This window comes from Bacteroidales bacterium (assembly GCA_022647615.1).
Taxonomy (GTDB): domain Bacteria; phylum Bacteroidota; class Bacteroidia; order Bacteroidales; family UBA932; genus Egerieousia.
This window is the reverse complement of the sequence record JALCKZ010000001.1, coordinates 785,457-810,066: the sequence shown is the minus strand read 5'-3', so window position 1 is coordinate 810,066 and position 24,610 is coordinate 785,457. Positions and strand designations below refer to the sequence as shown.

20 protein-coding genes and 2 pseudogenes are annotated in these 24,610 nt (G+C 40.5%); 17 read left to right on the top strand and 5 right to left on the bottom strand.

Annotation, left to right across the window (positions count from 1 at the left end; translation table 11 throughout):
- Positions 1-57: 57 nt before the first annotated feature.
- The 3 genes from LKM37_03485 to rsgA all read right to left on the bottom strand — a co-directional run bounded on the left by LKM37_03485 (position 58) and on the right by rsgA (position 5,425).
- Complete coding sequence (locus tag LKM37_03485) at positions 58-2,892, bottom strand: insulinase family protein (GenBank protein ID MCI1720070.1); 2,835 nt, start codon at positions 2,890-2,892, stop codon at positions 58-60.
- A gap of 139 nt (positions 2,893-3,031) precedes the next feature.
- Entirely contained in the window at positions 3,032-4,354 is a 1,323-nt protein-coding gene (locus tag LKM37_03480; protein ID MCI1720069.1) for an MATE family efflux transporter, read from the bottom strand.
- A 54-nt stretch (positions 4,355-4,408) separates the two neighbouring features.
- Positions 4,409-5,425 (bottom strand): ribosome small subunit-dependent GTPase A, encoded by a 1,017-nt coding sequence (gene rsgA, locus LKM37_03475; protein ID MCI1720068.1) that lies wholly within the window; start codon positions 5,423-5,425, stop codon positions 4,409-4,411.
- A gap of 48 nt (positions 5,426-5,473) precedes the next feature.
- Here rsgA and LKM37_03470 point away from each other — a divergent pair, with 48 nt between their 5' ends.
- The 5 genes from LKM37_03470 (at position 5,474) to LKM37_03450 (ending at position 11,306) form a co-directional block, all read left to right on the top strand.
- Positions 5,474-6,451: a polyprenyl synthetase family protein gene (locus LKM37_03470; protein ID MCI1720067.1), complete on the top strand. Its 978-nt coding sequence runs from the start codon at positions 5,474-5,476 to the stop codon at positions 6,449-6,451.
- A gap of 95 nt (positions 6,452-6,546) precedes the next feature.
- Positions 6,547-7,158 (top strand): DUF4254 domain-containing protein, encoded by a 612-nt coding sequence (locus LKM37_03465; protein ID MCI1720066.1) that lies wholly within the window; start codon positions 6,547-6,549, stop codon positions 7,156-7,158.
- A gap of 87 nt (positions 7,159-7,245) precedes the next feature.
- Entirely contained in the window at positions 7,246-8,337 is a 1,092-nt protein-coding gene (locus LKM37_03460; GenBank protein ID MCI1720065.1) for a glycosyltransferase family 9 protein, read from the top strand.
- A 53-nt stretch (positions 8,338-8,390) separates the two neighbouring features.
- Positions 8,391-9,635, top strand: a complete 1,245-nt coding sequence (locus LKM37_03455) for a U32 family peptidase (GenBank protein ID MCI1720064.1) — start codon at positions 8,391-8,393, stop codon at positions 9,633-9,635.
- An 801-nt stretch (positions 9,636-10,436) separates the two neighbouring features.
- Positions 10,437-11,306 carry a hypothetical protein gene (locus LKM37_03450; GenBank protein MCI1720063.1) on the top strand — a complete coding sequence of 290 codons (870 nt, stop codon included), beginning with the start codon at positions 10,437-10,439 and terminating at the stop codon, positions 11,304-11,306.
- Between the two features lie 293 nt (positions 11,307-11,599).
- On the opposite strand, the gene LKM37_03445 is transcribed toward LKM37_03450, so the two are convergent.
- Positions 11,600-13,255, bottom strand: coding sequence for a S41 family peptidase (locus LKM37_03445; GenBank protein ID MCI1720062.1), 1,656 nt, complete (start codon positions 13,253-13,255; stop codon positions 11,600-11,602).
- A gap of 102 nt (positions 13,256-13,357) precedes the next feature.
- Between LKM37_03445 and rdgB the strand changes: the two genes are divergently transcribed.
- Genes rdgB through LKM37_03415 form a run of 6 tightly spaced genes read left to right on the top strand, consistent with a single transcriptional unit; the run spans position 13,358 to position 17,546 of the window.
- Entirely contained in the window at positions 13,358-13,969 is a 612-nt protein-coding gene (gene rdgB / locus LKM37_03440) for an RdgB/HAM1 family non-canonical purine NTP pyrophosphatase (protein ID MCI1720061.1), read from the top strand.
- Positions 13,970-13,984: 15 nt separating this feature from the next.
- The gene (gene recO, locus LKM37_03435; GenBank protein MCI1720060.1) at positions 13,985-14,701 is read left to right on the top strand and encodes a DNA repair protein RecO; all 717 of its coding nucleotides are present in this window, start codon (positions 13,985-13,987) and stop codon (positions 14,699-14,701) included.
- Positions 14,702-14,731: 30 nt separating this feature from the next.
- Positions 14,732-16,264, top strand: a complete 1,533-nt coding sequence (locus LKM37_03430; GenBank protein ID MCI1720059.1) for a GH3 auxin-responsive promoter family protein — start codon at positions 14,732-14,734, stop codon at positions 16,262-16,264.
- Complete coding sequence (locus LKM37_03425) at positions 16,264-16,650, top strand: hypothetical protein (GenBank protein ID MCI1720058.1); 387 nt, start codon at positions 16,264-16,266, stop codon at positions 16,648-16,650. The genes LKM37_03430 and LKM37_03425 overlap by 1 nt, the downstream gene beginning before the upstream one ends.
- On the top strand, positions 16,616-17,338 hold the full coding sequence (locus LKM37_03420; protein MCI1720057.1) for a hypothetical protein: 723 nt from the start codon (positions 16,616-16,618) through the stop codon (positions 17,336-17,338). Before LKM37_03425 ends, LKM37_03420 begins: the two co-directional genes overlap by 35 nt.
- Positions 17,339-17,363: 25 nt before the next feature.
- On the top strand, positions 17,364-17,546 hold the full coding sequence (locus LKM37_03415) for a hypothetical protein (GenBank protein ID MCI1720056.1): 183 nt from the start codon (positions 17,364-17,366) through the stop codon (positions 17,544-17,546).
- A gap of 615 nt (positions 17,547-18,161) precedes the next feature.
- Here LKM37_03415 and LKM37_03410 read toward each other — a convergent pair.
- Entirely contained in the window at positions 18,162-21,398 is a 3,237-nt protein-coding gene (locus LKM37_03410) for a DUF2723 domain-containing protein (protein ID MCI1720055.1), read from the bottom strand.
- 98 nt (positions 21,399-21,496) lie between these two features.
- On the opposite strand from LKM37_03410, the gene LKM37_03405 reads away from it, so the two are divergent.
- The 6 genes and pseudogenes from LKM37_03405 to yidD all read left to right on the top strand — a co-directional run bounded on the left by LKM37_03405 (position 21,497) and on the right by yidD (position 24,590).
- A complete protein-coding gene (locus LKM37_03405; GenBank protein MCI1720054.1) occupies positions 21,497-21,877 on the top strand; it encodes a translation initiation factor in 381 nt (126 codons plus the stop codon).
- Between the two features lie 57 nt (positions 21,878-21,934).
- Positions 21,935-22,888, top strand: a complete 954-nt coding sequence (locus LKM37_03400) for a DUF4271 domain-containing protein (GenBank protein MCI1720053.1) — start codon at positions 21,935-21,937, stop codon at positions 22,886-22,888.
- A 7-nt stretch (positions 22,889-22,895) separates the two neighbouring features.
- Positions 22,896-23,513 (top strand): annotated as a pseudogene (locus LKM37_03395) (uroporphyrinogen-III synthase).
- A gap of 177 nt (positions 23,514-23,690) precedes the next feature.
- Positions 23,691-23,804 (top strand): annotated as a pseudogene (locus LKM37_03390) (heparin-binding hemagglutinin).
- A 143-nt stretch (positions 23,805-23,947) separates the two neighbouring features.
- Entirely contained in the window at positions 23,948-24,331 is a 384-nt protein-coding gene (locus tag LKM37_03385; GenBank protein ID MCI1720052.1) for a ribonuclease P protein component, read from the top strand.
- A 37-nt stretch (positions 24,332-24,368) separates the two neighbouring features.
- Positions 24,369-24,590: a membrane protein insertion efficiency factor YidD gene (gene yidD / locus LKM37_03380; protein MCI1720051.1), complete on the top strand. Its 222-nt coding sequence runs from the start codon at positions 24,369-24,371 to the stop codon at positions 24,588-24,590.
- Positions 24,591-24,610 lie beyond the last annotated feature (20 nt).

The window sequence follows — 24,610 nt, the reverse complement described above, 5'->3', positions numbered from 1 at the left end:
TTAGGGTTAATATTAAGTTAAATTATAGTAAAATAGTTTCTGTTTAATCCCGACAGATTACTTGGTATCTGCCGTTTTGTTATCATCTGCAGGTTTATAAATCTGAGTGAAAATGTTATTCTGTCCAAAGATGTTCTTAGCAACATTCTGCACATCCTCTTTTGTCATTGCATTGATTATTGCCAAATCATCTGTGTCTTTGTACTCTCCGTCTGTAAGATTATCTTCAATTCTGCTAATCCAACTAATGCGGGAGTAATCCTTCTCTTTAATTGACTTGTTAAGGAACTTGCGGAAAGTCTCCATCTCTTCATCTGTAACACCATTCTTTACGACATTGTCAAATTCAGTATAAACGGCCTTATTCAATGCGTCAAGATTTTTTGCTCCTGCAGTGTAGCTGACAGTAACACATAAATATTTCTCAGGTGCAGTATTGTATGTAGGAGATACGCTTACGCTATAAGTGCCGCCCATCTTCTCTCTCAATATCTGTATATATCTGTCTCTCAAAGCACTGCATAAGAATCTTGCAGCAATAATTTGCTTGGTGCTATACTCTCCAAATCCGGTAGCATCTACTGTAATATCGCAGACAGTACTCTTTATATCATGTGCGTTAAAGACAAAATCTCTCTTTCCTTTAAGCATATAATTGCCCTTATTGCTCTTTGCATTTTCACTTCCCGTAGGCATGTTGCCAATATATTTTTCAATAAGAGGCTTAACAGTTTTTGCGCTCATCGGGCCGCTGAAAATGTATGTCATGCCGGAGCGATTGCTGAAATGCTCTTTGTAATATTTCATCAACATGTCAGCAGTGAAATCTTTAACATCCTGGGTCTTAACTTCTTGCTGAAGAGGAGTTGGATAATAAGTTACCTTCTCCAGAGTATCTATGTATTTGCCAAGTTCACTCTTTGGAAGTTCCAAAGATGCAATGCTGGATTTCTTTGTGTTGCTCAAAGCCTCTGTGTCCAACTGAGGATCAGTAACTTGAGCGTATAACATCTGGAAGAATTTCTCCGCATCTTCTACTTTGAATACGCCGCTTATTGCATCTTCCCTATAATGGGACTCTGGTGAAAGTCTCATATTTTTGCCGCTCATAAGCTTTGCAATTTCATCTCTCTTAAGGTCTCCAAATACAACTGCTCCCATACAACCTGCAGCAACTTTTGCACGTCTTGATGCAATTTCATCTTTAACAACTGAAAGACCGCCGTTTCTGTAAGCTTTCATCATTACTCTCTTCTCTACATCTGGCTTTGTTTCTCTCCAGTAAACCTTTGTGTTTCCGGGCAATGTGAAGACAGTAGTTGAATCTACCGCAGCATATTTCTCAGTAGAGATTACAGAAACAGGCTTCAAATTTTTAGAGAATACAAATTTACCTGCAGCCTTAAATGCAAAAGGTTCAATCTTTGATTTATTCACAGAATCTCTGATGGCATTCAATTCACTCTCTGTCGGGAGTATTTTCTCTAAACTCTTAGGAGCAACCAAAACAGAAACGCTGTTGTTGTATTTTATTTTCTTAACGTAATCATTAACATCTTTTGCAGTAAGCTCGCTAAGCATTTTTACATTATTATCTGCATAAGCCTTTGTGTCAAACAAAGGAGACTTCCTTGTAAAATTCTGAACTGCAATACCTACGTAAGTTCTGCTATCAGGATCATATAATCCTTTTATGTCTCTGGTATATCTGCCTTTTACCTCAGCTGCAGCCTCTGCAACCTCATCCTCTGAGAAACCGTATTTCAACATTTGGGCAGCATCTTTATAAAGTGCTACCATTGCTTTTCTATAATTGTTATTTACAGGAACGGAGGTAAATCTCATAATGTTGCAATCATAATAAAGTCTGTCCATTGCAAGAACACATCTTTTTGTTGCTGCATCAGGCTCTTTTCTCTCTTGTACAAAACGGTTGTTCATAGCAGTTGAAATGACCTCTCTTATAAGGGTTTGCTGTAAGTACTCATTTGTAGAGATAAACTTATCATCAAAGTAAGGATATCTTATATCTAGTTTTGCAGCAATGGCTCTGGTCTCAGGATCTACAAAGTAACCAACCTGATTTTTGCCTGCATAATCAACTTTGTATGTCTCTCTCTTAGCTCCGTTCTTTACGGCAGGGATATCGCTGAAGATTCTCTTGATGCTGGCTTCTATTTTGGCCGGGTCAATATCTCCGACAATTACAATAGCCTGCAAATCTGGTCTGTACCATTTGTGATAATAATCTATCAAGACCTGAGGAGGAAAATTATTTACAACATCCATAAGGCCTATAGGATCTCTCTGAGCAAAACGGGAGCCTGCATAGTCCAAATCATAAATAGTTTTCATCATTCTGCTCTTAACGTCATCTCTCATTCTCCACTCCTCTCTTATAACGCCTCTCTCCGCCTCTATCTCCTCCGGCTCACAAGAAATAAATGAAGACCAGTCATGCAACATTAAAATTACAGTATCCACAAATGATGCTCTCTTTGTAGGAACGGCATCAATATTATAGACTGTTCTGTCCTGTGAAGTGTAAGCATTTAAATTGTTGCCAAATCTTACGCTGTTAGCGGCAAGAATATTTCTAAGAGCTTGCTTGGGAAAATTCTTGGTTCCGTTAAATGCCATGTGCTCAAGGAAATGGGCAAGTCCTCTCTGAGACTCGTCCTCTTGTAATGAGCCAACGTTATCTGCAATATAAAAATCTGCGATGCCGGCAGGATTTGTGTTCCTTCTTATGTAATAAGTAAGACCATTGTCCAACTTGCCGACGATATAATTCTTATCTGTCGCGATAGGTAAATCTTTAGTTCTTTTTTGTGCGAATGAAAATGTAGCGGCCAGGCACATAGCCACCGCAATGAGGAATATTTTTTTCATATAGATATTAAATTTCTGCAACAAATGTAATAATTTATTTCTATGAAAATACCCGCCATAACGCATTTTGGCGGGCATCTCAATTTTTAGAATTTTTTTTTGATTACAAATTGAAAGAAAAACAAGAAATTTGGATTATTTATTTAACTAAAATCCTTCCGAAAACTTGTTTGTGTGCAGTTATGCACATATAAACCGTTCTTATTAAGTTATGTAACATAAAGGCAACATAGAGAGCTTGGATACCTATTATGTCTTTTAAAAGGAAATATGAAGCAAAGAAACCGGCGACGGCAACCAGCATCAAATGCATGATTGACCTTGTTGCTGTAGCGCCAATAAAAATTCCGTCCCACGTAAATGCAATACAACTGAATGCAGGCATAACCCAAAGCCAAGGTAAAAACGGAACGGAATCTTCTATTACCTGTTTGCTATCTGTAAGCATCATCACCATTCCCTTTCCTCCAAACAAGTAGCAAAATGTTGATACAACGGCTATTCCGCCGCACCACCAAAAAATTACTTTAACAGAAGTTTTAAGAGAATCCTTGTCTTGAGCTCCTATGTATTTTCCCGTGAGAGCTTCTCCTGCAAATGCAAAACCATCTATAAAGAAAGAGTAAAGCAAAAGCAGCTTCATCATTATTGTACTTACCGCCAATAGTTCGTCGCCGTAATTTGCTGAAAAAGAGGTGAATCCGGCATAGATGCAAAGAAAGCAAAGAGAGCGCACAAATAAATCTCCGTTAATTGAGAAGAATTTTTTAAGGTGCTTTAATTTTAAACTATCGTGAAAATTAAAATATTTAAACAATTTTCTGTAATAGACTATAGTGAGTATAATACAGAGTATCAGGCCTGTATATTGAGCAAGCAAAACCGCAAAAGCAATTCCGCGGAATCCCATTCCCATGTGCAATGCAAACCAGATGCTGGCCAGCAGGTTTACAACGTTAACCGTTATATCTGCTATCATTGGACTTATTGCATTTTGCATTCCAATGAAAAATCCTTTGAACACAAATAGTGAAAGCGTGGCGGGAGCAGCCCATATTCTTATGAAGTAATACTCTTTTGCGAGTACTGCAACCTCCGGAGAACATGGTATTACAAGCAGTGCAAGATTAACGTATAAATATTGTATTATCCAGATTAGCAGCGCAATAATCACAGCAGTCCCAAGCCCCTGGGAGAAAATTTTCATGGCGTCGGAAAAATCTCTTCTGCCATAAGCCTGTGCAACCATGCCGCTGGTGCCCACTCTTAAAAAGCCCATGTTCCAGTAGAGCAAATCAAAAAGCATCGTGCCAATTGCCATTGCTCCAATAGCCACGGCGTCTCCAAGGCGGCCGGCAACACCAAGGTCAACCATTCCAACCAGCGGCACGGTAATGTTGGCAAGAATGCTTGGGAAGGCCAGAGCGAGTACGCTCTTATTTATCCTTTTGACGTTGCTCATAAATTTATTTAGTATTTCGGCTGCTTAATGCTAATATGCAATTGCCGCTTTGCATTAGTCCTCCGGTGCTCTATACTTTGTATCTTCCTCCAGCATAGCAAGATATGAGTAGTATCTTTCCGGAGAAATTGTTCCATTTTCAACAGCCGCTTTCACAGCGCAGCCGGGTTCATGAGTATGAGTGCACGGGGCAAACTTACAATTATTTTCCACTTTAAGCATCTCCGGAAAATAATTGCTCAGCTCCTCTTTCTTAAAATTGACAAGACCAAAACCTCTGATACCGGGGGTATCTATCACAAACCCTCCCGTTACAAGAGGATGCATTTGATAAAAAGTGGTAGTATGTTTTCCCTGGAGATGCGCAGCAGAAATTTCTGCAGTTTTTAAATCAAGTCCCGGGTCCATTTTATTTATCAAAGAAGATTTTCCAACTCCGCTCTGGCCGCTGAAAAGCACCACCCTGTTTTTGCACTCCTCCTCCAATATATTGATATTCAATCCGGTAATTGCAGAGACCTCCAGCACTTCATACCCCGCCCCATTATATATGGCTTTAAAATTTTCCGCAATTGCCTTTATCTTTTTTCTCTCTTCAGGCTCTATTTTTTTACTCCCGACAGCTTCTCCATTTTGTAAATAAATATCTGCCTTGTTTATCAAGATTGTAACGGGAACTCCATAAGCCTCACATGTAACCAAAAACCTATCAACAAATTGCGGCTTTACCTGAGGGTCAGCCATTGTAACCGTAAGAAAAACTTTATCTAGATTGGCGGCAATAACATGGTTCTGCCTGGACAAATTTGTGGACTTTCTGATGATGCAGTTTTTGCGCGGAAGCACCTCTTTTATGATGCACATTCTGCCATCAGAGGAACTGTCGGGAGCTATATCTCTGCCCATATCAGCCTGCTCATATTCAACTATATCCCCAACTGCTATGGGATTGGTAGATTCCAAATCTTCCAACCTCATCTTACCTTTTATGACTGCGGGAAATAAATTCCACTCCGGTAATTTTGATAGCAGGTAATGGCTGCCGGTATGCTTTACTACGGTGGCTCTCATACGGTGCGAATTTAGCAATTTGTTTAAAAAGGATTAACTTTGTCATATATGAAAACATTAGCGCAGCTCAATTCTATTATAGATAAGGCAATTGCAAAACTTGATTGGGAAAAAGAACCCCTGCGTCTGTACAAGCCGCTGGAGTATATGTTATCCATAGGAGGCAAGAGATTGCGTCCAAGGTTTTGCATTACAACTTACAACCTTTTTAATGACAAGATTGACAAATCCATAATTTTGCCCGCACTTTCCTTGGAGGTATTTCATAGTTTCACCCTTATTCATGATGATATCATGGACAAGGCGGACCTAAGGAGGGGACAAAAGACCGTCTATAAAAAATGGAACAGCGATATTGCAATTCTCTCCGGAGATGCAATGTGCATAGCTTCATATTCTTTGCTTGCAAATGCTCCATGGGGGAAATTACATTCGGCATTGGAGCTGTTTTCCCAGACCGCAATGCAGGTATGTGAAGGTCAGCAATATGATATGGATTTTGAATTCATATCCTCTATCAAAATGGAGGATTATATGAAAATGATAGGTCTTAAAACGGGAGTCCTTATTGCCTGCTCTGCAAAACTTGGAGCTTTGCTGGCCGGTGCTCCTGCTCATATCTGCAATGGGCTGTATAAGTTTGGTTATCAGCTTGGCCTGGCATTCCAAATCCAAGATGATTATTTGGATTCTTTTGGAGACGAGAAGATTTTTGGAAAGAAAATTGGGGGAGATATTTTAAACAACAAGAAGACATGGCTGCTGATTAATAGCTGTAATGTGGCCAATCAAAAGCAGAAAAAAGAGCTGCATAAGCTTTTGGCAATGAATGAATCAATGGGCAAAGAGAAGATTGTCAAAGTAAGACAATTCATTGAAATGCTTGGAGTTAAGAAAAATGCGGAAGAAGCCATCGCTGAGAATTACAACAAAGCTCTCTCTACTCTTAAGAAGCTAAAGCTGACAAAAGCTCAGGAAGAGCAAATGACAAAATATGCTAATACCTTAATTACCAGAATAAAATAAGCTCTAGAATTTGCCGGAATAAAATAGATATTCAAAAGAATATTTTTGATGTTTTATAGAATATTTTTTAGATAAAATTTATAATTGATACTTATATGAGTTTTACAGAAAAGTGCAACGAGATATTTAACAGGTGCATAAACAACTATCACAAAACCAATGATGTAGATGCGCCCATCCAAAACCCTTATGAAGAGAGAAGCATAGAATATTTTCTATACCTGAAGAATTGGATAGATACCGTTCAGTGGCATTTGGAAGATATTATCAGAGACCCGCAGATAAATCCGGCGGAAGCCCTCAAGCTCAAAAGGCGCATAGATAAGTCCAACCAGGACCGCACAGATTTAGTGGAGATGATAGACAGCTGGTTCCTAGATAAATACAAAAACATTAAACCTCTGTCGGGAGCTACAATAAATACGGAAACTCCGGCATGGGCAGTTGACCGTTTGTCTATTCTTGCGCTTAAGATTTATCATATGCATGAGGAGGCAACAAGAGGAGATGCAAGCAAGGAGCATAAAGAGAAATGCCAGGAGAAGCTGGAGGTGCTGCTTGTTCAGCAAAAAGACCTGGGCACAGCTATAAATCAGCTGCTTGCAGATATTGAGGCCGGTCGCAAATATATGAAAGTATATAAGCAGATGAAGATGTACAATGACCCGTCCACCAATCCTGTTTTGTACGGAGGCGGCAAAAAATAATTTGGATAACAAGGTCTGTTCACCATCTCAAATGGAACGGAAAATTGCAGGCATCATTATCTAACATCATCAAATTGTATCTCAATCATGAGGTCCGTTAAGGAGAGACATATTTTAGTTATAAGGCTGTCAGCCCTTGGAGATGTGGCAATTGCAGCACCTCTTGTAAAGGAGTATGCTCGTCAAAATCCTGCAGCAAAATTTTACATGCTATCCCAGCCCCGCTATGAGCCAATGTTCAGCGGAGTGGAAAATTTGTTTTTTGTCCCGATAGATACTAAAAGAAATTCTCCCGCATATTGCGGAGGACCGCGGCAGCTTATGAGATTTGCAAATGATACTGTAAAAAAATACGGCATCACTGACGTGGCTGATATTCATAATGTTCTGCGAACAAAAATTATGCGCTTTGCAATGTGGGGACACAGAGTAAAATGTCGCGTAATTAATAAACGCTTTGGACAAAAGCGCGGACTGATTAGGAAGAACAACAAGATTCTTAAACCACTTACCGCTAGCCAAAGATGCATGGAGGAAGTTCTTGTTTCACTGGGATTTACTGATATTCATTTCACCTCCGCCGGCAGACCTATTGAAGAACGGCTGCACCTTTCAACTGATGTTTGTAAAATTGGGATTGCTCCTTTTGCAGGACATGCCGGAAAAACTTGGCCGCTGGAGAAGATGGAAGAAGTTGTGAGAATTTTAAGCGGAAGTAAAAAATACGATAATGAGAATTGCAGTGGAGATAATACCTGTAAAAATAGAATTTTGCTGTTTGGAGGAGGAGAAAAAGAGGTTGCGCTATTAAATAACTGGGCCGCAAAATATCCTAATACAGAAGTTGTTGCAGGAAAGCATACAATGGTGGAAGAGCTTGAGCTGATGAAGAATCTTAACGTTATGGTAAGCATGGATTCCGCAAATATGCACCTTGCATCTTTGGAGGGAACTCCCGTTGTTTCAATATGGGGAGCTACTCATCCTTATGCAGGCTATTACGGTTACAGACAGAATGTTAATTATGCAGTACAAGTAGATTTACCTTGCAGGCCATGCTCTATATATGGTGCAAAACCCTGCTATAAAGGTAATTATGAGTGTCTGGAAAAAGTTGCTCCGTCAATGGTGGTAGAAAAGGTTGAGGCCGTTTTAAAGAGCGGAGAGAAAAAATCATAAGAAAAACTGATAAAATATTTTATAGTACCAAGTTGAGATTTTATCAAAACTTTATGAATTATTACATGCCTGAAAATCAAATAGAAATAATGGCTCCTGCCGGCAACTTTGAATGCCTGATGGCGGCAATCCAAGGCGGTGCAAACTCCGTTTATTTTGGAGTGGGCAATTTGAACATGCGTTCTCATTCAGCCAATAATTTTCAGCCGGAAGACTTAAAAAAAATAACAGAAATCTGTCGGGAGCATAAAATAAAATCCTACCTGACTCTTAATATCGTCATTTATGATTCTGAGGTTGGCGATGTGCGTACGGCTCTGCAAGCTGCTAAAGATGCGGGAGTTACGGCTGTCATTGCTTCTGACATGGCAGTAATTGGGATGGCCAGGCAGATGGGTATTGAAGTGCATATTTCTACTCAGCTGAATGTTTCAAATTTTGAGGCGGTAAAGTTTTATTCTCAATTTGCAGATGTAATTGTCCTTGCGCGGGAGCTGACCTTGCAGCAAGTTAAAGAAATCAGCAGAAGGATTAAAGAGGAGAAAATTTGCGGTCCGGGAGGGAATCTTGTACGGCTGGAAATGTTTGTTCACGGAGCGCTTTGCATGTCTATCTCAGGCAAGTGCTATCTCTCTCTGGATGAGTATGGTGCATCTGCCAACAGAGGTTCTTGCTATCAGCTTTGCAGAAGAGGATATAAGGTTTCAGATTTGGAGACCGGCCGTGAGTTTAACATAGAGAATAAGTACATAATGTCTCCAAAAGATTTATGTACAATTGAGTTCATAGATAAAATTATTGATGCGGGATGTACTGTCTTTAAGATTGAGGGACGCGCCCGCAGCGCAGAATATGTAAAGTTTGTAACTTCTTGTTACAGAGAGGCTGCAAATGCCGTACTTGCAGGAAAATATACTCCCGCTTTAGCAGCTGATTTAAAGTCTAAGCTCAGCGGCGTTTTCAACCGCGGCTTCTGGGACGGTTATTACATGGGCGCGCGACTTGGAGAGTGGAGCACAGTCTACGGCAATAAATCTACACGCAAAAAAACATACGTCGCAAAAATCACAAACTACTTTTCCAACCTGAAAGTTGCAGAAGTCCTGGTGGAGGCAGGAGAACTTCATGTAGGAGATAATGTGCTGATTATAGGCCCATCTACCGGCTGCCTGGAAAAAACAATCACAGAAATCCGCGTGGATTTAAAGAGCGTTCCCGCCGCACATCAAGGAGAGCTTTGCTCCATTCCAATTGCAGAACACCTGCGGCGCTCAGACAAGATTTACCGCTGGGAGTAATACTCCAACGTTCATTGTTCCCTGGGTCACAAAGTCCATTGCCACATGAGTCACAAAACCCAAAATCTCAAAGGTCCTCACAGTCCAAGATTACAAGATTACGAGCAAGAGTTGTAAAGCCACCGCAGGCCTGCTGCCGTAGTGAGCGTGCAACATCGGGGTCGCTAGAGTCGCTCCATCACGTCTCGTGTCTGGCTGGTGGTTTATCGTCCCTGGGAATCAACTTGTTAGGAAAGTTCTGTTTTATAGTAAACAGAACTTCGGTAACTATCAGATTATCAGCATCGGCAATAGACCAGCAATACAGCAGTGGACCAGTCATGAACCAGCCATGAACCAGTCATGAACCAGCCGTGAACCAGCCGTGAACCAGTCATGAACCAGTCATGAACCAGCCGTGAACCAGCCGTGAACCAGCCGTGAACCAGTCATGAACCAGTCATGAACCAGCATACTTGGTTTTTTCTCTGATTACATCTAGGTATGTACAAATACATCCAAGTACATCTTATTACAACCTCTCGGCACCATCATATAAAATACAACCTCTCGACACTGTCATATAAAAATAAACAGCTCTAACTATTTTTTCTGTCGTGATAAAAAATATTAATTTTGAACAGCAGATGCGCTTGGCATATATACTTTCATGCCACTGATACATTTGCATCTTCACTACTTTTTTACCGCTATTAAGTTTGTGAGGGAGATATGTGGGTTTAAAATTATGCGAATGCTGCAGTTTTGCAGCCGCGTGATATTATATAATAATTTGATTATTAACTTAATAGATGTAAAATTATGGAACTTGGAGATTATTTTCTTAACGGAGAAGGGACACAATTAGTTGTAACTAAAACTGCTGCACAACTTGCATCAAGGCATGCAGATTCAGACAAATATGCTGGAATGGAACAACTTGCATCTGGGCAGGCAGCAGCAAGCAAAAAAATAAACGGCAATAATATTTCTGTCGCGACAGAAAATATATATAGTTCTTATCATGTTATTGTAAGGGGTACAGATGGACATAAAATCTTTTTTAAAAGAGAAGATTATTGCAGATTTTTATTTTTTCTGAACAGGTTTTTACATCTCAGCAACTCAAGCATTTACGGCTTTGTTCTTATGACAAACCATGCTCACCTGTTAATTCACAGCAATTGTGTAAAAGATGTTGTTTGCAATCTAGTAAAAGCATATGAAGGATATTTCTATTGTAAGTACCAGAGACCTAAGTCAATAGACAACCATAAAAATAACAGGCAAGCGAGGCTGGAAAAATTGTCCATTATAAGCAGCGGACCAAAATTGGTAAATAAATCAACAAAGGAAGGTTTTAAAAGGGCACCTATCATTGAAATGCCGGCAAAAATTATAGAAAAGGCAAGCGTTGATTATCAATTAGATACCTTGTACTATATTATAAACAATCCTATTTTATCTGGAATGTGCATACGGCCCGGCGGATATCTTTATAGTTCTTATTTATTTTATACAAAGCATGGGACTTTTTTATCACAATTTATAGATGTGGACACAAGCTTGATTTTTGAGCATGACAAAACATTGGAAGATTTCAATAAGAAAAGGTCTAAGAAATTAGCATATCAGTTAAGTACAAAGAATCGTAAAAAATGCGGAATAGTCGGCAACTGGAATGAAGTTTAAAATATCTTGCTGCTGGCTTATTGCCGATACTGATAATCTGATAGTTACCGAAGTTCCGTTTTCTAAAAAACAGAACTTCTTTAACGCGTTGATTTCCAAGGCCGATTGGTCACCAGCCAGCCACGAGACGTGATGGAGCGACTCTAGCGACCCCGATGTTGCACGCTCACTACGGCAGCAGGCCTTCTGGCCTTAGGGAACTCAGCAGGCCTTCTGGTCTTGGGGAACTGAACTCAATAAGGTTTTAAACTTGGGTATAATTAACAAACTTGAGTGCAAGTAACGTGGAGTGTTTATTTCCATTTGGCAACCGCCTTGCGAAGCTGTTCATCATTGCGGATGATGGAGCGGACGCGGCCGGGGATGTAGTAGTATTTCTGAACTATTTCTTCTTCCAGCAACGGTTTGATTTCCTGCATTTTAAGGTTGAGCGTTTGTTCTTTGGTCAGTTTAAGTTTTTTAGTCAGGGCGTCATATTCAGATTTATTGGCATTGTACATGTCATCTTTTTTGGCCTCTTCTATCATCTGGTCCAGCAAAACTTCTGCGCCTGAACGCTCATCAAATTTTTTCTTGGAGGCAAATTTCACAAAGTCCGCATACTCTGCAGAAGTCAAAGAAAATTTATCGGGAGCTGCAATAGAGTTATGCTTTTTATAATAATCAACTGCATACTCTTCCATTATTCCGCTCAGCACCAATGAATAAGCAGGGCGACTATAGTTTTCTCCCTTTACTTCTATGTCCGGAGTTATTCCGCCACCATCATAAACAGTGCGTCCGTTTTTTGTCTTAAACGCTTTTTTAAGAGAGTCCGGAACAGTGCCCGCGCTGCCGTCCGCATTCCTGTGAGAATAATCCAGCACTTGAATGCATCTGCCGCTTGGAGTGTAATATTTTGATGTAGTGAGTTTTATCCTGCCGTCATAGCCAACCGGTCTGAAAGACTGTACAAGTCCTTTTCCAAAAGTACGTGTCCCAATAATTGTTCCGCGGTCCAAATCCTGCATTGCTCCGGTTACAATTTCTGAAGAAGATGCCGATGCGGAATTTACAAGCACCATTACAGGTATCTGGGTATCAACAGGTTCTTCTTTTGTCTTTGCAGTAAAGTTTGCGCTCTCCGCTCTTCCTTTGGCCGAGACAACCTCTGTCCCTTTTGGCAAAAAGATAGAGAGAATATTCACGGCCTCATCCATAAGACCGCCGCCGTTTCCCCTCAAATCCAGTATGATACGCTTTGCTCCCTTTCCTTTTAGACTCACGACAGCTTTTCTAACGTCTTCTCCTCCTCCCATGCTGAATCCGTCAATTTTTATATAACCATCTTTTGTCATTCTGCCGGTTGAATCTTGCAGAAGCCCGCTATAGGAGACATCGGAAACATGCACTCTGTCTCTCTTTACCAGAAGTTCTTTTGTCTCTCCCGTGCGTCCCTTCCTAACCAAAAACTTAACATCAGTGCCCGGAGTTCCCTTCATCCTTTTACTGCATTCATTTGATGACAAAGGTTTTACATCTGCACCATCTATTTTTAAAATCAAGTCACCTGGCTCCAAATTGTAAGTAACAGCAGGAGAACCCTCATAAACTTGTTCAATCTCAATTCCCAGAGAATCAATCTTTCTGATAACCGCGCCAATTCCTCCGTATGAAGCTGTAGTAATTAAATCTATCTCCTCCTGGTTTTCATCCGGAATATATTCTGTGTAAGGGTCTATGGAATTCAGCATTGCATCAATTCCCGTGTTGAGCAGCTTGCCAAAATTAATAGTATCCACATAATCAGTAGAGAGCTGCTTTAGTATATTATATTCAACCTCAAGACCTTGCGATAGCTTAAAATTTTTGCTCTGAGCTGCTGCGCCATTTTTTGCAGGGAACAGAGCTGCCGGCAACAAAAGAACAACCATCGCGACAGAAATAATTCTGCTAATAATTTTATTCATAATAATCCTCTAAAAAATTTTCCAAATTTACTCAATTCTAAACTTTTGTTAACTTTGGGTATATAAATGCTCAAAGCGATGCAAAAGGCAAAACAAAAAACAATGCAAATGGTATTTGCTACCGGAAATCCCAACAAATTAAGGGAAGCGGCAGAAATACTAGGCAAAGAGTTTACACTTATTATGCCAAAACAGCTGGGATATGAGGGAGATATTCCGGAAACGGGAAATACTGTGGAGGCCAATTCCAGGGAGAAAGCTCAGCTAATATGGAATATGTTCCACAAGACTTGTTTTGCAGATGATACGGCACTGGAAGTTAAAGCTTTAAATGGCGCACCGGGGGTGTATTCAGCAAGGTACGCCGGAGAGTCCAAAGACTCCAACGCAAACATTGCAAAACTGCTGGATGCGCTGGCAAAAGTTGCGGCAAGCGGCAAGGCAAAAAAATGCAGAGACCGCAGCGCAAGATTCAGAACTGTCGTGACCTTAATACATCAAGGGACCGTTTACTCTTTTGAGGGAATTCTAAACGGGACAATTGCCGAGAGTCCGAGCGGCGAGGGCGGTTTTGGATATGACCCTGTTTTTATTCCGGAAGGATGCTCATGCTCGCTTGCGGAAGTGACTGAAGAACACAAGAATAACATCTCACATAGAGGCATTGCAATGCGCAAGCTTGCCAATTTTGCAGGGAGTCTGCTGCAAGAATAATCTTGCGGAAAATTGATGATTTCAAAGAGCCAGATAATAATTTTGCACACCATTAAACATTCCGATACTGGGATTGTTGTGCAGGCCTATTCAAATTGCGCGGGAAGGTGCGCTTTTTACTTCAGGGCAGGTGGAAACAAAAACAAAAACATTGCAGAGCTTCACCCTTTAAATATCTTGGATATAGTATCTTACAGCGGAACAGGTCCTGCCATGCCAAGCATAAAAGAGATGACCCCTGTTGAAAATATGCGCTCTATTGTTACAGATGTCCGCAAGAATGCAATTGCAATTTTCATCAGCGAGCTGCTTACAAAAAGCATTAGAGAAATTGAACCAAATCCAAGCTTATATACTTTTCTTTCATCCTCAATTTTAGTCCTTGAAAGTTTGCAGCAAGGCATTGAAAATTTTCATCTGCACTTCCTTGCACATTACTGTAAAATTCTGGGTTACATGCCATTAGATGACTACAGCCAATCGCGCAAATTCTTTGATTTTACCCAAGCTCACTTTTCAGAATTTTTTGATAAAGGATGTTGTTTCACAGAGCAACAGTCTTCTCTGTTGCATAATATTCTCACCACGCCTGTTACTGACATTGATAAAATTCAATGCACCGGACAAGAGCGCGCGGAATTTTTAAAGAGCCTTTTGGACTATCTTTCATACCATTTGGGCGGAAAAATGGAGATAAAATCCCTTCCCGTATTACATGAAATATTTGCTTGATGCGTTCTGTTGGTTAATTTTGCAGCAGCAATGAAGGTTAATGAGATAATAAATAAATTCTTCCTTAGGGCGGAAAAGAAATTGCTGCTGGAGATAGAGAAGAGCAAACAAGAGCCGTTTGAATATCAGCATAGTACTTTTAATTCCCTGATACATAGCGGAAAAGAGACTTTGTTTGGAATAGAGCATAGATTTGGCAGCATTAAATCTGTCAACGATTTTCAAAAGAATGTTCCCGTTTCTGACTACAACGGTCTTGCAAGTTATGTAAACCGCGCCCGCAGCGGAGAGGACTATATACTTTGGAATCAGAAAGTTAGATGGTTTGCAAAATCCAGCGGCACAAGTTCTGACAAGAGCAAGTTCATTCCCGTTACGGAAGATTCGCTTAAGTTTATGCACTTTAAGGGGATGACTTCTATGCTTGCTAATTATATTAATACTTATCCCGACAGCAAGCTATTTGCAGGGCGCGCACTTACCCTTGGCGGCAGCGTAAAACCGGATGAAATGGGCAATGGCTCATCACAATACGGAGACCTCTCCGCAGTCATGCTTAAGAACACGCCCGCTATTGTTGAGTTTGCCCGCGCACCAAAAAGAAGCACTGCGCTTATTGCAAACTTTAATGAAAAAGTAGAGAGAATCTGCAAAGAGTGCAGCAAAAAAAATATCACAAGTTTTTCCGGAGTGCCAAGCTGGAATCTTATCCTGCTAAATAAAGTGCTGGAATACAACAAAAAAGAGAGCCTTCTGGATATATGGCCAAACCTGGAATTATTCATGCACGGCGGAATTGGATTTGAACCCTATCGGGAGCTTTATAATAAAATTATTCCGCGCGACGATATGCATTACCTGGAAAATTACAATGCGTCAGAAGGTTACTTTGCTTTCCAGGATGACCCCGCAGTAGATGCAATGCTGCTGACAGTGAACAACGGCGTATTTTATGAATTTGTTCCAATGGAATTTTTGCATGAAGCCATGCAAGGGGATAATTCTCACGTAGTTACACTGGAAGGAGTAAAAACGGGAATTGACTATGCAATTATCATTACAACCAACGGCGGACTATGGAGATACCTTCCGGAAGATTGTGTAAAATTCATCTCTTTGTTCCCGCACAGAATAAAAGTCACGGGACGTACAAAAATGTATATCAATGCATTCGGTGAGGAGATGATGATAGATAATGCGGAAAAAGCTCTCTCCGCCGCCTGCAAAAAATGCAATTGCACAACCCGGGCATTTACGGTTGCTCCGGTATTTATGGATCTTCACAAAAAAGGGTATCACCTTTGGGCAATTGAATTTGCAAAAGCTCCGGAAAGCATTACTGAATTTGAAAGGACTTTGGATACGGAGCTTACAAAAGTTAATTCAGATTATGAGGCAAAAAGAGCCGGAGATGCAACAATGCAATGCCTTAAAATACTGCAACTTAAAGACAACACTTTTGTAAGGTGGATGGAGAGCAGAGGCAAACTTGGAGGACAAAATAAAGTACCCGCTCTATGGAAAGACCAAACATTTATCAGCCAGCTTAAAGAGCTGCAATAATGTACGGCATAACAAGTTTCACAGGAAAAGTGATGGACATAAAAAAATACTCTGCAGAAATTTTCAAAATCAAGACGGAAGAAGAATTTAACCGCCTTGCGCTGCAGGCATTTTCCCATCAAAAAGAAAATTGCAAAGTCTATCGTGAGTACCTGCAACTAATTGGAAAAGAGAGCTTTCAACCTCAGCATGCCTCTGAAATTCCTTTTCTTCCAATAAAACTTTTTAAGTCCCGACAGATTATTTCCAAAGCGCCTTCATCTGCTGCCTCATCGGCAAAAAACAACGCAGACAGCAGTTTACGATACAGCTTGCAAGACTGTTATTTTTACAAGCAGCGCCACCACTGGAATGATTCCGTCCAAACATTATGTCACGAACATTAAACTTTATGAGAAAGATTTTCTGAAGGGCTTTGAATATTTTTACGGCAACATTAAGAATTACAACATTTTAGCACTGCTGCCATCATATCTGGAACGCAAAGGCTCATCACTTGTTTACATGGCGGACAGGCTCATAAAAAAAGTTAGGGAATCTGGCGGTAAGGGAGATTTTTACCTTTACAATTATGAAAAATTGTTGAAAGACTTAACGCGGCTTTGTGGCGGTACCACTTCATGCAGCCAAAAATCTGACTACCCAAAATCAAATTATCTAAAATCAATTCATCTAAAATCAAAAAGTGCTCAAACTGGCAAAAACAATAAAGAACGTAAGACAATTTTACTGGGGGTAAGTTTTGCGCTGCTGGATTTTGTAAAATTTCTCAAAGCAAAAAGCTCAGATTCAGGTGTTGACTTGCAAAGTCTTCCAAAAGGCAACATCTCCAAAAATCATAATATATTTCCGTTTGAAAATCTTATCGTCATGGAGACGGGCGGAATGAAGGGCAGAGGCAAAGAGCTGAGCCGCAATGAATTGCATACGGCACTTTCAAAAGGTTTTGGTTTTTTCCCAAAATACTTGCGGAGCAAATCCCATCCATTCAGCAAGCCACATACATTCAGCAAACCACATCCATTCAGAATATGGAATGGCGGAACTTTTATCACAAGCATACTCTACTGGTGACGGCATATTTCAAACACCTCCTTGGATGAAAATTTATACCAGAGATTTGATGGATCCGTTTAAGATTACTGAGAAAACCGGCGGCATAAACATCATTGATTTGGCAAACATAAATTCATGCTGTTTCATTGAGACAGAGGACCGCGGTACAGTAACCACACGTAACACTCACACGGTGCACAAAGACCAACTGCACATTCACAATTGACGGCCGCATCAAAAATTCAGAGCTCCGCGGCTGCAACATGCTAATAGAGGAATAAGCCACCTGCCCCATGGTGTGCTGTGCTGTACTGTACTGTACCAAAAAAGCAAAAATTACCCTATCTGATTATCAATAAGTTACAGCGTTTTTATTTTTCTCAAAAATTTACACCTTCGCAATACATAGATTGTCAAGTAATTAACTTTTTGCCTTTCTGTGTGTACTGACTGGGGTTGGAAGAGCATCAAAAAAAGCGGCCACAGAGAGCATATATTTAGGCACCTCTTAGCGACATTTTGCAACACATTGTAAATCTGCACGTTTTGTAAAATTGTGGCACAACAGAAAGGAATTTCATTTACGCAACCCGCTGCGCAGGCTGCGTGTTGCCAGCATACAAAGCATGCTGGCAATCTGTGGTTTACACCGCTACCGCGGTGAAGGAGGCACGCACCTCCGGTGCGGCTGCGCGGCAACTGGCTGGCAGAATATAAGAGATATGCGTATGGTGATGATGCCCGCTGCCGCTCAGCAGGAGATCCTTTCCAGATGCTCCGATGGTGGACCAGAACCGCAGCACTAACCGCCGCAAGGGACCACCTTAAAAGAACCGTAACACTAACTGGCGCTATCAGGGGTTACGTTGGAAGCTGGCTGATCAGCGTTGGAAGCGGGCTGACCGGCATTGGCGGCCGGCTGGCCTTGGGCTCCGTAAGTGACCGGTTTGTCAGGGGTTACGGGTTCTCCGTTAAAGAAGCTTATGTATTTGTTTGCCTTATCTGATAACGCTTTGGCCTCAGCAGTTGCACCGCCTTGCCTGTAAGCATCTGCTATCATAAGCAAATAATACAAGTTTCTCTTAAGGTTATCCTCTGATATCAGCTTGCCGTGATAAGGCTTGGAGAACAGAAGAATATGCTGTTCTGTCTCCTCTACCATTTTCTCTCCAAGCGCAACACCTTTTGCTTTTTGTCCGCACTCTAAGTAAACAATGATTGCATCCATTACGGCCGCATCATTGACTGAAGAGATAATAGAATTGTTCAGCGGGAAATTCTTCTCCGGCATAACTTCCTGCATCCTGTCCAAAACCTTAACCGCCTTCTCTTTCTCTCCAACCTGCAACAAGGCCTTGGCCGTATTGGTCATAATCTCTCTTATGGAAATTAAAGAGTTGAATGTTAAAAGATTCTGGTAATCAATGTTAACTGGAGCTTTCAAAGAATTAAGCCTGTAAACATTCATTACTCTATTATACAAAGCATCAGCATCCACCTGATCTATATTTCCGGCGGCCTGTCCGGTTGCGCTCTTTATAGGAACAAACTTATATCCAAAGCCATCATATTGCAGATAATCCTTCTCTCCAATATTAACATCTCCTCCTCTGCTAAGCATATAAAGCGGTCTATCCCATTTATAATGAGCCAGATAATCCAGCAACATCAAATCTGTTTTAGTAATAGAAGAGACATTGCTTGGAATAACAAGTTCTACCGTATCCAAAATTTTATCATAATCTTTCTCCGCAACAATATGATACTTCTTTACATTCTCCTTATTTACAGGTATCAACAAATGTTTGCAAGGGATAAAATTGTGGTCCTTGCCATCTGTCAAAGGAATTGTAATAGAAGGATCTTCAAAAATATCCATTGCATCAGATGCCAGGATAGGACCCTTTATTCTATCCACAACCTGCACATAATCATTGCATCCGTAATAATATTGCTCCTTCTTTATAGAGAATTTTATTGGTTTGGAATCATATTGCTGAAGCTGCATCTGGTCTATGTACCAATCAGTTCCAAGCAATGAAGTGTTAACAATTCTCACATCTGTTCTAACACCTTCAACCTCCTGAATATACCACAAAGGGAATGTATCATTATCTCCGTGTGTAATCAGAATTGCGTCTTTATCACAGTTTTGCAAATAATTATAAGCCATATCGCGACAGGTATATCTTCCGCTTCTGTCGTGATCATTCCACGTCTGAGACACCATCTGAATTGGCACAAGCAAGCACAAAACACCTGCAACCGCAGAGGCTGCAACTGGCTTCTTCATAAGCTTTTCCAAAACTTCCGCCAGCCACATTGCGGCAATACCAATCCAAATTGCAAACGCATAGAATGAACCTGCATAAGCATAGTCCCTCTCTCTTGGCTGATAAGGAGTTTGGTTAAGATATAATATGATTGCAATACCTGTCATGAAGAACAAAAGAAGCGTTACAACAAAATTTCTCTTGTCTTTCTTATACTGATACCACAAACCTATAAGTCCCAGAATTAGAGGCAGAAAATAGAAATGGTTCTTTGCCCTGCTGTGAACAATGTAAGCAGGCCCCTCACTCTGGTCTCCCAGTCTTGCCTTATCTAAAAACTTAATTCCGCTCTCCCAGTTGCCTTTGTAAATATCACCCGGAACACTTGCCTGCAAATCATTTTGTCTCCCCACAAAGTTCCACATGAAATATCTGAAGTACATGAAATCCAACTGATAATCAAAGAAATACTTAAGATTAGCTCCCATGGTAGGCATCTTGTAATCGCTCCCCTCTATGTAACGTCCGCCGCCATTAGTGTACATATTGTAGAAGTCCGCATAAGATGGATCTGCAGAGCTGTACATTCTTGGAAACACCATCTTGGTGTCTGAATTGTAAACAGGCTCAGCCGGCGCATCCAGCTTCACATATTTGCCATGCATTATATTATAATAATGAGGAACCTTTATCTCCTTAAGAGTGGAGGCATAAGTCTCACCGTAAAGAAGAGGCTGACTGCCATATTGCTCTCTGCTCAAATATCTTACAAGGGTAAAAGGATTATCTGGCTGATACTCGTTTGTAGGGGTATTTACGCTGGACCTGATTATTACAACGGCAAATACAGAATACCCTATCAGTATAGAAGCAAGACATAACCATATCGTATTCCAAATTGCTTTTTTAGTCTTGTACGTTCTATAAACGCCCCAGAAGCAAAGCGCAAGAATAGCAGCCACAAAGAATGCTGCTCCGCTATTTACAGGAAGCCCTAAACCGTTTACAAACAGCAAATCTGTATATGCTGCAAACTTTGCTGTATAAGGAACTATAAACCAAAGCACTAATGCTATCAATACAAATGAAAGAAGCATGACTTTAAAAGCACCCTTCTTTGTAACAGTATATTTTTTGTAATAATAAACAAAAACAAGAGCAGGAATTGCCAATAAATTAAGAAGTTGCACTCCTATTGAAAGTCCCATCAGGACGGCAATAAGCACTATCCATCTGTTTGCATATTTCTCATCCGCTTCCTCTTCCCATTTAAGCATTGCCCAAACAACAACAGCTGTAAACAGAGATGACATTGCATAAACCTCACCCTCAACCGCAGAGAACCAAAATGTATCAGACCAGCAATACGCCAAAGCACCAACAACACCTGCCGCATACATTGCAATTGCATCTCCAAGAGAAAATTCTCCTTCTGCCGCTCCGGAAGCGTTGCTCCCGTTTGCAAAAACCATTTTCCTCTTCTTTTCAGTAATTCTTCTAACAAGGTGAACGATAGTCAGATATAAGAAGAATATCGTAAAACCGGAACACAAGGCGCTCATGGAATTTATAAGTTTGGCAGCATGCATTTTGTCCCCGAAGAAAGTAAATGCGCGTGCAATTACCTGGAATACAGGGTTTCCTGGAGCGTGTCCCACCTCCAGCTTGTATGATGATGCAATAAATTCTCCGCAATCCCAGAAGCTCACGCTTGGTTCAATTGTAGAGAGATACGTAACAGATGCGACGACCAAAACAATAACCGCCACAATGTTATTAATCCTGTTAAATCTTCTAATTTCCATCAGTTAAATATAAAAATGATAGTGGTTGGCAAAGATACTCTTTTACTCCTTTTAATACTACCTTTGCGGAAAATTTTAACCCCTGCAAATTATTAGCCATGGCAAATAATGACTGGAAAAAGAGACTTGGCGTAGTTTATTCAACTAATCCCGATTTTAATTATAATCGCGATAGTCATTCCGCCGCCGGCAACGTATCCTCAGCCGATAACGGAACTGCCGCCGGAACACTTAAGCCAGCGGAGCAAAAGCTGGTGGTAATGATAGACCGCAAGGGAAGAGCAGGGAAGCAGGTTACCCTGGTCAAAAATTTTATAGGAGCTGAGGAAGATTTGGAAACCCTTGCAAAGCTGCTTAAGACCAAATGCGGCGTAGGCGGTTCTATAAAAGATGGAGAAATTTTAATACAGGGAGACTGTCGGGATAAAATTGTAACCATACTCCTTTCACAAGGTTACAAAGCTAAAAGAGGAAACTAGCCCGCAGGTAATCCGGCTAAATTAAATTTGACGATATTAAAAAGATTATAATCATTAATGGCTCATGCAGGTCTTACATATTATTTCCCTGTTCAGCAGGTAGATACGCTTGCCAATACGGCAACCTCAGATGTTGCATCGCAGGCACCAGCAGATTCCGCAGCAGCCGCCAACTTTTTATATATACCTCCCCATTTTACAATTGACCATGAGACCCAAGAGCATGCTCTGATAGCGGGAAAAAGTTTGGATGATCTAATCAACGAGCTTAAAAATGTAAAGCCGAACCCTCATAAAAATTTACTTGAACCTATCTCAAACGCATGGCCGGAAAGCGTCAAAACCGTCTCATCCGTAGAGAGCTTTGAGAAAACATACATTCCAAAAAAGATTGATACATACACCAATCTTGGATTGTTCCTAATGCTCCTGGTCTTTTTTATTTTGGCATGTGAAAGAATAGCAGAAGGGAGCATCAAAATAATGACACGCTCCTTTAACCTAAAGAGAATGAGAGAGATGGAGGGCGACTCCGCAATGCAGACAAGCCGTAATCTTACGGCAGTATTTGGAACATGCTTGCTTGCGTTCATACTTGCAAACCAAAATATCAATTATGGCTTCATGGGAGAAATACCTGTAGCAGAAGCATTTGGTCTAATTGTAGTGTCCACGGGAATATACGTTATTCTTAAATCATGGATACTTACTATTTTGGATTATGTTAATGAATCATCCTCCTTCCGGCTTATAAATAAATTCGGGCGCACATATTTTGCCATGGCCATCATATTCATGCTGGCGGGAGAAGTTATTTTTTCATTATTCCAGGACATTTCAGCAAATTACATAATATGGTGGATTGCAATTAGTTGCGCAGTACCGACATTGCTGTATTTAAACATGGAAAGAAGAATTATGTTCCAGAACAGATTTTCCGTATTTACTTACATTTTGTATCTTTGCACCGTGGAAATTTTACCGATTGTTTTAATTGTTAAAACAATTTAGACAGATTATGAAGATTAGCAAGATATTGATTTCACAACCGGAGCAGGCAGGAGGCAATCCTCAATACGGAAATTTGACCGCCAAGTATGGAGTTGCCATAGATTTTAAGCCGTTTTTTAAGTTGGAACCCCTGAGTCTCAGAGAGTTTAGAACACAGCGTATTAACATCCCGGATTACACTGCCATTGTGTTTACGGCAAAGGCGTCCATAGATGCCTTCTTCCAATTGTGTGAAGAGCAGAGATATAAAGTCCCTGAAAGTTTAAAGTATTTTTGTATAGGAGAGAATATTGCTTACTATCTTCAAAAACACATCGTATACAGAAAGAGAAAAATTTTCTTTGGTAACGGAACTTTTGAATCTATTGTCAAAAACGCTACTAATGAGAAACATAGAGATGAGAATTTTTTAATCGCGACAGCTGATCACTTAAGACCGGAGTGGAGCAAAATGTTTGAGCAGGCAAAACTTAAACACTCTTCAGCCGTTTTTGTAAAGATTGTGAACAGTGATTTGAAGAGCGTAAATCTTGCTGATTATCAATTAATTGCATTTTACAGTGCACTTGACGTAGCATCACTGAAAGCCAACTATCCAAACTACAAGCAGGGAGAAACCATGTTTGTAATTTTTGGTAACAGCGCGCAAAAGGCAATGCAATCTGCAAAACTTAAAACTACGCTGGCGGGACCGGCTGCAAATTATCCGTCCATGGCTTCTGCTATTGAATATTGCATAAACAATACGGATAAGCTTATTGCTCAGCAAAATGCAGCACCTGAAAAGAAAGCGGCGCCAGTTAAAAAGACAGAACCTGTTAAAAAAACGGCACCCGTAAAAAGGGCTGCTCCTGCAAAGAAGGCTCCAGTTAAAAAAGCTGTAACTGCAGGAAAGAAAGCAAGTTCAAAGAAGGTAGTCTCCGCAAAGAAAGCCGCGCCTGCAAAAAAAACACCGGCGGCAAAGAAGCCAATACCGGCAAAGAAAAAATCTTCCGTAAAATCGGCAACAGTAAAAAGCAATAAGAAAGTTGTTAAAAAGACTCCCGTAAAGAAAACAAAATGTCTCAAGAAAGTTCAGAAAAAAACACCTTTAAAAAGGAAGAGCGTCTCTGTTCGTTCAAAGAGATAGAGGAGCTTAAAATCAAAGGCAATCCGCTATTTGTCTTCCCGTTTAAGGCTAGCTGGATGAAAACGGAAGGAGGCATTAATAAGATTCTTATTCTTGCACCAAAAAGAAACTTCAAAAAAGCAGTTGACAGAAATCTATTAAGACGCAGGATTAGAGAGGCTTACAGAAAAAATAAAACTCTGATTCCGCAACAGGGAATTGATATTTTCATAAGCTATATTGCAAAGGAAATTTCAGATTACAGTTTCATTGAAGAGAAGCTCAAGGACATTTTAAAACAAATTGCAGATGCAGCCTCAGCAACAACAGAATAAAACATCCAAGGCGGGACAAAACAAAATACTGCACACCATTAAAACTGTCGCGAGCATACCATTCCTGATTCTTATTAAATTCTACCAAATTTGTATCTCTCCTCTTAAGCCGCAATGCTGCAGATTCACACCTACCTGCTCAGCTTATGCAGTGGAGGCGCTAAAAAAATACGGCCCCATAAAAGGCTCATGGCTAGCAATTAAGAGAATTTTAAGATGTAATCCATGGGGAGGCAGCGGCTATGACCCGGTACCCTAAAATAGAACTTGCAGAGTTGT

Coding starts and splice junctions, on each gene's coding strand:
- LKM37_03470 (MCI1720067.1), top strand. CDS start 5,474: ATGAAAACATTAGCGCAGCTCAATTCTATTATAGATAAGGCAATTGCA.
- LKM37_03480 (MCI1720069.1), bottom strand. CDS start 4,354: ATGAGCAACGTCAAAAGGATAAATAAGAGCGTACTCGCTCTGGCCTTC.
- LKM37_03385 (MCI1720052.1), top strand. CDS start 23,948: ATGTCTCAAGAAAGTTCAGAAAAAAACACCTTTAAAAAGGAAGAGCGT.
- LKM37_03485 (MCI1720070.1), bottom strand. CDS start 2,892: ATGAAAAAAATATTCCTCATTGCGGTGGCTATGTGCCTGGCCGCTACA.
- LKM37_03465 (MCI1720066.1), top strand. CDS start 6,547: ATGAGTTTTACAGAAAAGTGCAACGAGATATTTAACAGGTGCATAAAC.
- LKM37_03430 (MCI1720059.1), top strand. CDS start 14,732: ATGAAGGTTAATGAGATAATAAATAAATTCTTCCTTAGGGCGGAAAAG.
- LKM37_03450 (MCI1720063.1), top strand. CDS start 10,437: ATGGAACTTGGAGATTATTTTCTTAACGGAGAAGGGACACAATTAGTT.
- recO (MCI1720060.1), top strand. CDS start 13,985: ATGATTTCAAAGAGCCAGATAATAATTTTGCACACCATTAAACATTCC.
- LKM37_03460 (MCI1720065.1), top strand. CDS start 7,246: ATGAGGTCCGTTAAGGAGAGACATATTTTAGTTATAAGGCTGTCAGCC.
- LKM37_03410 (MCI1720055.1), bottom strand. CDS start 21,398: ATGGAAATTAGAAGATTTAACAGGATTAATAACATTGTGGCGGTTATT.
- LKM37_03400 (MCI1720053.1), top strand. CDS start 21,935: ATGGCTCATGCAGGTCTTACATATTATTTCCCTGTTCAGCAGGTAGAT.
- LKM37_03455 (MCI1720064.1), top strand. CDS start 8,391: ATGAATTATTACATGCCTGAAAATCAAATAGAAATAATGGCTCCTGCC.
- rsgA (MCI1720068.1), bottom strand. CDS start 5,425: ATGAGAGCCACCGTAGTAAAGCATACCGGCAGCCATTACCTGCTATCA.
- LKM37_03405 (MCI1720054.1), top strand. CDS start 21,497: ATGGCAAATAATGACTGGAAAAAGAGACTTGGCGTAGTTTATTCAACT.
- LKM37_03445 (MCI1720062.1), bottom strand. CDS start 13,255: ATGAATAAAATTATTAGCAGAATTATTTCTGTCGCGATGGTTGTTCTT.
- LKM37_03420 (MCI1720057.1), top strand. CDS start 16,616: ATGATTCCGTCCAAACATTATGTCACGAACATTAAACTTTATGAGAAA.
- LKM37_03425 (MCI1720058.1), top strand. CDS start 16,264: ATGTACGGCATAACAAGTTTCACAGGAAAAGTGATGGACATAAAAAAA.
- rdgB (MCI1720061.1), top strand. CDS start 13,358: ATGCAAATGGTATTTGCTACCGGAAATCCCAACAAATTAAGGGAAGCG.
- LKM37_03415 (MCI1720056.1), top strand. CDS start 17,364: ATGAAAATTTATACCAGAGATTTGATGGATCCGTTTAAGATTACTGAG.